Source organism: Okeania sp. SIO2B9 (assembly GCF_010672505.1).
Lineage (GTDB): Bacteria > Cyanobacteriota > Cyanobacteriia > Cyanobacteriales > Microcoleaceae > Okeania > Okeania hirsuta.
Genome location: NZ_JAAHGK010000726.1, coordinates 1 through 3,953, shown reverse-complemented (window position 1 = coordinate 3,953; position 3,953 = coordinate 1). Strand labels below are relative to the sequence as shown.

The 3,953-nt window shown below is 34.8% G+C and carries 5 protein-coding genes; 3 read left to right on the top strand and 2 right to left on the bottom strand.

Going from position 1 to position 3,953, the window contains the following annotated elements; translation table 11 throughout:
- Window positions 1-23: 23 nt before the first annotated feature.
- Both F6K13_RS22330 and F6K13_RS22325 read right to left on the bottom strand, forming a co-directional pair.
- The gene (locus F6K13_RS22330) at window positions 24-545 is read right to left on the bottom strand and encodes a DUF937 domain-containing protein (RefSeq protein ID WP_124143785.1); all 522 of its coding nucleotides are present in this window, start codon (window positions 543-545) and stop codon (window positions 24-26) included.
- An 82-nt stretch (window positions 546-627) separates the two neighbouring features.
- Complete coding sequence (locus F6K13_RS22325; RefSeq protein ID WP_287288420.1) at window positions 628-1,608, bottom strand: carbohydrate kinase; 981 nt, start codon at window positions 1,606-1,608, stop codon at window positions 628-630.
- A 237-nt stretch (window positions 1,609-1,845) separates the two neighbouring features.
- Here F6K13_RS22325 and F6K13_RS22320 point away from each other — a divergent pair, with 237 nt between their 5' ends.
- The 3 genes from F6K13_RS22320 (at window position 1,846) to F6K13_RS22310 (ending at window position 3,665) form a co-directional block, all read left to right on the top strand.
- On the top strand, window positions 1,846-2,151 hold the full coding sequence (locus F6K13_RS22320) for a response regulator transcription factor (protein ID WP_124154798.1): 306 nt from the start codon (window positions 1,846-1,848) through the stop codon (window positions 2,149-2,151).
- Window positions 2,152-2,159: 8 nt separating this feature from the next.
- Window positions 2,160-2,465, top strand: a complete 306-nt coding sequence (locus F6K13_RS22315) for a hypothetical protein (RefSeq protein WP_124143782.1) — start codon at window positions 2,160-2,162, stop codon at window positions 2,463-2,465.
- Window positions 2,466-2,771: 306 nt separating this feature from the next.
- Window positions 2,772-3,665 carry a sulfotransferase domain-containing protein gene (locus F6K13_RS22310; protein ID WP_287288418.1) on the top strand — a complete coding sequence of 298 codons (894 nt, stop codon included), beginning with the start codon at window positions 2,772-2,774 and terminating at the stop codon, window positions 3,663-3,665.
- Window positions 3,666-3,953 lie beyond the last annotated feature (288 nt).

Sequence of the window (3,953 nt, the reverse complement as noted above, 5' to 3'; positions counted from 1 at the left end):
TCCTAAAACCTAACACTTTTCCTTTACTTCAAAAAACGACTTGCCATCCCCATCATATCTGAAATATCAACATCCCCATCTCCATCAGCATCCAAAAAGCTATTTAAAACATTATTAGATGCCTGATTAGGATTTTGAGTGTCATTACCCGTTTTCAATAAATTCAGAATTAGTGGCACTAAAGTAGGCAATAAATTCTGGATTTGTGAGAGGTCAAAACCTGTTTTTTCAGATATACTCTGAACAATTCCAGTAATTTGATTAGCTGAAAATAGAGATTCAACAGCTTGGGGATTAGGATCTGTACCTGCAAACTGATTGATAATTGCTTGAACTGCTCCATTACCAGACTCTTCTCGCTTCTGCTGTAAAGCTGAACGTACATAACCACCCAACATTGACATAGCAACTTGAGTTGCACCAGAATCTCCTCCGAGATTGCCGCTTAGTTGCTGCACTGTACCAAGAATACTGCTCAATTGACTCGTACTAGCTTCTTGATTAGGGTTATTAATAGCACCAACAATTTGATCGAAAAGTCCCATTATTTTTAAACTGTAATAATTTTTGACAACGAGCTTCAGAAAGGCCAATAACCTCTACTGAAGTCGTCTTTAATTATCTATCTTAGTGACCCAAATAGCTACTAAAAAATGCCTCAACTTCATCTACAGTAGGTTGAGCAGACATCGCTCCTTTTTTAGTAGCGCTTAAAGCACCCACCGCACTAGCATAAGTAACAATTTTTTTTGCTACCCCTGGTTGCTGTAGTTGACGAATACCATATTGGCGCAACTGATGTACAAAACCTGCGACAAAGCTATCACCAGCACCAGTAGTATCCACCACATCTATTGAAAAAGCTGGTACTTTCCCTTCATTTTCTGACAAGTAATAAGCACAACCTAGATCGCCAGCAGTTATTAATGTCCCTTCCACTGAATTTAATTGGTAAGTAATTGCAGCAGGTTCGGTAGATTCAAATAACCACTTAGCTTCTTCTATAGAGAGTTTGACAAAATCCACTCTTTTTAGTAAAGAATATATAAGCTCTTTAGCTTCATCTGGATTTGGCCAAAATGAAGGACGCCAGTTGACATCTACCATGATTTTGAGATGGTATTGGTCAGCCAATTCAAGAGCTTGGTAAATTGCTTGTCTAGTTTCAGGGTAAGCTAGTCCAAGGGTTCCTAATATTAAAAAATCACCATTTAAAAATAAAGATTCTGGCAAAAGTTCAGCTTGTAAATGGGTATCAGCAAATTCTGTTGTCTGGCGATCGCCAAAACCAACAAATTCACGCTCCCCTGTTGTAGAGTGTAATACATAGACCTTCCGTGTTGGTGCATCAGGATTTTGCTGGATACCAGTAGTGTCTACTCCCACTTCTTGCAAAAGTTTTACCAGTGTTTTGCCTTCTGTATCTTGACCTACTGCACTAATTAAAGCACTAGGAGTCCCTAGTTTGACTAAACCACAAGCAACATTGGCCAGGGCACCACCAGGGTAGATTGTCCAAGACTGAACTTGATTTAGAGGTATTCCGGGTCTGTCGGCCAAACAATCAAATAAAATTTCACCGAGACAGAGAACATGAAGATGGGTCATATTGATTAGAGTATCTCAAGTTATATATAGGTAGGGAAATTCGGAATATTTTAGTGGTGATTAAAATCTAAGGTATATTTAAAATCAATAATTTTTTTTGAAAAAACATAATTAACTAATTTTATCCTCCCTCAGCTTTTTCATACTTTTCCCACTTATAGATTGTCATTAAGGTGAATTTTGTCAAGATGTCTCTAAAATTATAATTAGGCAGATATACATATATAGACAAAAGTTATGACTGGTTGCGAGTCTCAAACCAAAATATCCCTTTCAGAAAGGGAACTTCAAGTTGTGGAGCTAGTGGCAGATGGGTTGACTAATGAAAAAATCGCCGAGAAGCTAGAAATTAGTAAGCGAACGGTAGATAATCATATCAGTAATATTCTGAGTAAGACTTCAACCCATAATCGAGTAGAACTGGTTCGTTGGGCTTTGCAGTGGGGCAAAGTATGTTTAGATAGTATCAACTGTTGTAATTTACCAGATACAACGGAACAATTGGTAGATCATAGCTTAGAGGGCGATATATTGGGAAGGTAAATATCAAGATGCAGACTGCGAAACAAAAACAACAACGTTATCAAATTAGCTGTCAAGGGCTACCACTAGCAGTATATCGAGAAGTAGCAGCTCATTTGCGTCAAGTCGGCAAAGTAGAAGTGGACTTATTTTTTCATCCTGCGTCAGAACCATTTGACTATGAAAAAAGCCAAATAGGAAGTCTGTGCTTGGAGTATGCAGAAGATGCTGAAGATACTGTCCGCCAAAAAGTAGACCAAATATTGGCCTATTATCAATCAAAATTCGGGCCTTGGGAAGCCAATCAAATTGCAGGTAATGGTGAGGGAGATTAGTCATTGCTTAAATACCAGGGACTAATGACTGTCCCCTCTCTCAATTTTTTTAGTAATTATTGTTCTAATATCTGGCTTGAAAGTAACTCTAGAATATCAAACAAAAGTCTTAATTTTTACTAATAAACTCTATTTTCAACAATAACAAAAAGAGCTATAGCAATTCCCAAGAAGCGTTAGGTGCAAAATTAGTGTGTTTTAGGGAGTAGGAAGTAGGGAGTAGGGAATAGAAAACAACTGTACCTCAGTAACTTGAGAAACGCTATATGTTAGTATGTAATTATTATTTATAAGAAATTAGTTATTATGTCTCAATCTAAATTACCTAACTTTATTATTTTTGGCTCTACTAAATCAGGCTCTACTTCACTTTGTAACTATCTTGTTCAGCATCCAGATATTTTTATTAGCAAAAAGAAAGAACCTAATTTTTTCTTGTATGATGAAGGTAGCATTATAACTAATAAAAAAGGAAAGACTACAGTTTATACTATAGATTGGTACAAGTATTGGTTTAGAAAAGCACAAGAGAAAGCTATTGGAGAAGCTTCTGTATCTTACATAGCTAATGAACAAGCTCCTATTAGAATTAAATCAAGATTACCTGATGTTAAATTAATTGCTTTATTACGCGATCCTGTGTCTCGTGTCTATTCTCATTATTTATTTAATCAAAGAAACAATAAACACGAAGGTGAAAAATCTTTGTTAAAAGTAATAGAAGCTGACCAAAAGCAAGGATCTCCCGAGCAGTATTTTGAAAAAGGGTTGTACTACTATTACCTAAAAAAATATTTTGATATATTTGACCGTCAAAATATTAAACTTTTCTTATTTGAATATTTTACCTCAGATCCTCTAAAGGTTGTCAAGGATATATTTACATTCTTAAATGTAGACAGTAGTTTTGTACCTGTTGTTGGAGCCAAAGATGCTCCTTCAGGAATCCCAAAAAATCAGACTATTTATAATTTTATTTATAAAGATAATTTCCTTAGAAAAGCTTTACGTCCAATTATTAGAACTTTATTTCCTAACCGTGAAAAAAGAAGAACATTGTGGACGAATCTAATAAGTCGAAATTTATCTCGCCCTCCTCTACCTTCAGAAACGAGAAAAGTCATATTGGAAATGTATAAACCTGATATCATAAAATTACAAGAACTAATAGACCGAGATTTGTCAAAATGGTTGTCTTAATTTGAGCAATTGCAAGTAATACTTTTAGCAATTATTCATTAAGTAGAACATAGTAATTTTTGGGCACTATGTATCAAATTGTAAATTAGCTCAAAAGTTTATATTAATTGCTTTTAGGAGTTTTTTGATTAAAAATGCAACGTCTTTTTTTTGCCTGCTCTACTTATCTATTAGTAATTATTGAATACTATATTGCTCTTACACTAGCTTTCTTTAGAACTGACTAATATTGAGAGATAAGCAGAATTATTATAATTCTGAATTAATTAACTATTGAAACATCAGAGA